Origin of the sequence: Micromonospora sp. RTP1Z1, assembly GCF_033804685.1 — a bacterium.
Classification (GTDB): domain Bacteria; phylum Actinomycetota; class Actinomycetes; order Mycobacteriales; family Micromonosporaceae; genus Micromonospora.
Genome location: NZ_JAPFQV010000121.1, coordinates 1 through 3,249, shown reverse-complemented (window position 1 = coordinate 3,249; position 3,249 = coordinate 1). Strand labels below are relative to the sequence as shown.

At 66.2% G+C, this 3,249-nt stretch carries 4 protein-coding genes; 3 read left to right on the top strand and 1 reads right to left on the bottom strand.

The features are described from left to right. Positions 1–322 precede the first annotated feature (322 nt). Complete coding sequence (locus SLP03_RS31275; protein ID WP_319464240.1) at positions 323–1,183, top strand: zinc metalloprotease; 861 nt, start codon at positions 323–325, stop codon at positions 1,181–1,183. 212 nt (positions 1,184–1,395) lie between these two features. Here SLP03_RS31275 and SLP03_RS31270 read toward each other — a convergent pair whose 3' ends face one another. Continuing rightward, positions 1,396–2,124, bottom strand: coding sequence for a helix-turn-helix transcriptional regulator (locus SLP03_RS31270; protein ID WP_319464239.1), 729 nt, complete (start codon positions 2,122–2,124; stop codon positions 1,396–1,398). Positions 2,125–2,216: 92 nt separating this feature from the next. On the opposite strand from SLP03_RS31270, the gene SLP03_RS31265 reads away from it, so the two are divergent. Both SLP03_RS31265 and SLP03_RS31260 read left to right on the top strand, forming a co-directional pair. Continuing rightward, positions 2,217–2,663 (top strand): hypothetical protein, encoded by a 447-nt coding sequence (locus tag SLP03_RS31265; protein ID WP_319464238.1) that lies wholly within the window; start codon positions 2,217–2,219, stop codon positions 2,661–2,663. A 32-nt stretch (positions 2,664–2,695) separates the two neighbouring features. Beyond that, entirely contained in the window at positions 2,696–2,890 is a 195-nt protein-coding gene (locus SLP03_RS31260) for a hypothetical protein (RefSeq protein ID WP_319464237.1), read from the top strand. Positions 2,891–3,249 lie beyond the last annotated feature (359 nt).

The window sequence follows — 3,249 nt, the reverse complement described above, 5'->3', positions numbered from 1 at the left end:
GCCCACATCCACTGGGCCATGATCGACAACATGAGCCGTCGACTGACCCACGAATCGACCCCATCCTGGCGCGATGACCACCCCGAAACAGACACATCCATACACACCTAGACGGGATGCCCTCTTATAACGGGACGACGATGTCAGTGACCTTGTCGCGGCGACCCTCGTCCATCCCGCTCCGTGACCCCTCCATCCCCCCTATGTGAAAGGTGCAACGATGCGCAGGAGATCGACGTTCCAACTGGCAGTCCTGACCGCTACCGCTGCCACATTCTTGGCGGCCGGTGGAGCCTCCGCGGCGGTGGGTACGGCAGCGTCCGTGACCTCCTCCGCAGGTGTTGCGGCGTGTGAGCCGGGTGCCGAGGGGCACAGCGCGGCGCGGGTGAGCGAGGGCGCCACCGCACAGGAGCCGGAGCTGTATTCCAAGAATGAGGCGAACGCCTACGGCGTGATCAAGGATTCGCCGCGCCTGGCCAACGGCAGCGTCACCGTGCCGACGGTCTTCCACATGGTCTCCGACCACTCCCTCACCGCGGCCGAGACGACCAGGTGGAACACCCTGATCGCCAACCAGATGACGGTGCTCAACGATTCGTACGCGGGCCGCACGGCGGCGAACGCATCCGACACGCCATTCCGGTTCTCGCTCGTCGACACGACGTGGACGGTGAACAGCGACTGGTACACGGTCGTGCCGGGCAAGAACGAGCGGGACATGAAGCAGGCGTTGTACACCGGCGACTCCCGCACCCTGAACGTGTACGCGGCCAACATCGGCGGCGGGCTCCTCGGCTGGGCGTACTTCCCCAAGGGTTACAACAACGGCCGGGACTACATCGACGGCGTGGTGATGCTCGACGAGTCGATGCCGGGCGGCACCGCCGGCAAGTACGCCCTGGGTGACACGCTCACGCACGAAGTCGGGCACTGGCTGATGCTGGAGCACACCTTCGCGCACGGGTGCGCCGCTTCCGGCGACTACGTCGCGGACACCCCGCGTGAAGCGCACCCGCAGTTCAACTGCCCGGTGGGCGCGGACACCTGCACCGCACCCGGGCTGGACCCGATCCACAACTTCATGGACTACTCGCAGGACTCCTGCATGGACATGTTCAGCGCAGGACAGGCGGACCGGATGAGCGACGCCTGGCTGGCGTTCCGGGCCGGTGGCGTCAAGTAACCAAGCCTTGGTGGGCACGTGTCGGGGTTGACGGGCCGCGGCCAGCGGCTCGTCAACCCCTCTTGCATACGCAGACCGAAGCGCTACCGAAAGGCTCGGCAGGCAGCCAACTGGGTTGTGGAACCCCACAGGCCACGTCAGAGTGCGGCACCGGGAGTACTCGCCCGCGGGTCCCGCCAGGTCAGGACCCGACCTCGGCCCCGCTTGCCGGCTCAGCCGCGGATCTTGACGCAGCAGTAGCCAGGCTGCGGCGCGAGCTCCACACTCAGTCCCCGGAGGTCAAGTCCGTCGATGACGCCGCCGATGAGGGCGAGGTTCATGCCGCAAACCAGTTCAATGTGCTTGGCCGCCAACTTGTCGAACGGGCAGTTCGCAAGGCGGATCTCCCGGTCGGAGATACGCGGTTCGTAGCCATGACGAGCTAGCACGCGCGCCGCCCGTACCAGGTTGTCATGGTGATCACCACCCGTGCCGACCGCCGAAGCGACGCCTGGAGCGGCAACCTTGCTCTCGTCCGCAGCCGCCGCGGCGATGCGCCGGCCCTCCTCCTCCGCCACGTCTCGCACGGCGTCCGCGATCGGTACAGCGTCGCCCAATGACCGGTGGATGGCCGTGGCCAGCACATCGCCGGCCAGGTCATAGTGACGTTCGGGCAAGGAGACCGAAAGCTGCCGGGATGAGCGCCGATACAGCTTCGATGGGCGACCCGCGCCCGGGCCAGTCCGCCCCGACAGCCGGCGGAACTCCACGTCGAGCAGGCCCTCCTCCACCAGCCGGTCGAGGTGGAATTTCACCGAGTGCAACGGCAGGTCGACGGCGTCCGCCGCATGCTCGCGGCTGACCGCGTCGGGCTGCGCCGCCACGTACAGGTACAGCGCGCGACGGGCAGGCTCCAACAGCGCACCAACCCCGGCGACCTGCTCGGCAAGCTCGTCCGACACGACCAGTCCTTTCTAAAAGAGAGACCTATTGACGTAATCTCGACCCCGGCTCTAAAGTTGAGACTACTCTCTTTTAGAGCCGGGAGGCCTTCATGACCCACCTGCGTTTCCTTGCATCATCATCTACGACGCCGGTCGCCGCGAACGACCGCGCCCATCAGGCATTCCTCCTCCTCCGCACGGTCTTCACGGTCGCACCGATCCTCTTCGGCCTGGACAAGTTCTTCGGGCTGCTCACCGACTGGGAGCAGTACCTCGCTCCCTGGATCAACGACATCGTGCCCGGTGACGCGCACCAGGCGATGCTCGCGGTGGGAGTCGTGGAGATCCTCGCCGGCATCCTCGTCGCGATCAGACCCGCGATCGGCGGCTACGTGGTCGCCGCATGGTTGCTTGGCATCATCGTCAACCTCGTCACCATGGGTGAGTACTTCGACGTCGCGCTACGCGACTTCGGTCTGCTCGTCGGCGCACTGGCGCTGGCAAGGCTGGCCTCGTCCACCACGGCCCACGTCGGGACCAGCGAGGACGCACGGTGACGTGACAAGGGGCGATCGAGGAGTCCAGGGCCATGGGCGACACTTTGCTTGAATGGCGGCCTCGGGTGACGCACGAATTTCCAGCGGTAGACCTGAGTGCGGCCGAGAAGGCGGCCGCTGACCTGCTCGCGGCCCTCGGCCAAACCATCGACAGCGACGAGCCGGTGCTGCTCGGGGACAAACGGGCCGAGATCGACTCACTACAGAAGATGCTCGCCCTGCTGTAGGCACAGCAGGCTCCGGCGGGGTCGTGGCGCTGCCCGACTCCGCCGGACAATGCCCGACTCAGATCCGTACAAGCGGGAGCTTCTGGCCGTCAGAAAACGAGCGATCGTCAGGCCGTCTCCGTTGCCGACGCCGGGTGCGTCTTGGGTCCGTCCGCATGCCGGTGGTGCTGCGTGTACTCGTCACGTCGACGCAGCATCGCAACGATCATCGCGGTAGGCTGAGTCCTCAGCCATTGACGTCCTCTCCGCCCTGAAGGACGGAGATTCCCTCCACGCTGCGCGTGGAACACGCGGCGTTCGGGTGGGTTACCGCTTCGCCGCGCGGTGCCACCATTGCTGGTGGTCTGACCCGCGCTCCA

Bases quoted from the DNA above. Each gene is read 5' to 3' on its own strand.
- SLP03_RS31265 (WP_319464238.1), top strand. From the start codon at position 2,217: ATGACCCACCTGCGTTTCCTTGCATCATCATCTACGACGCCGGTCGCC.
- SLP03_RS31260 (WP_319464237.1), top strand. From the start codon at position 2,696: ATGGGCGACACTTTGCTTGAATGGCGGCCTCGGGTGACGCACGAATTT.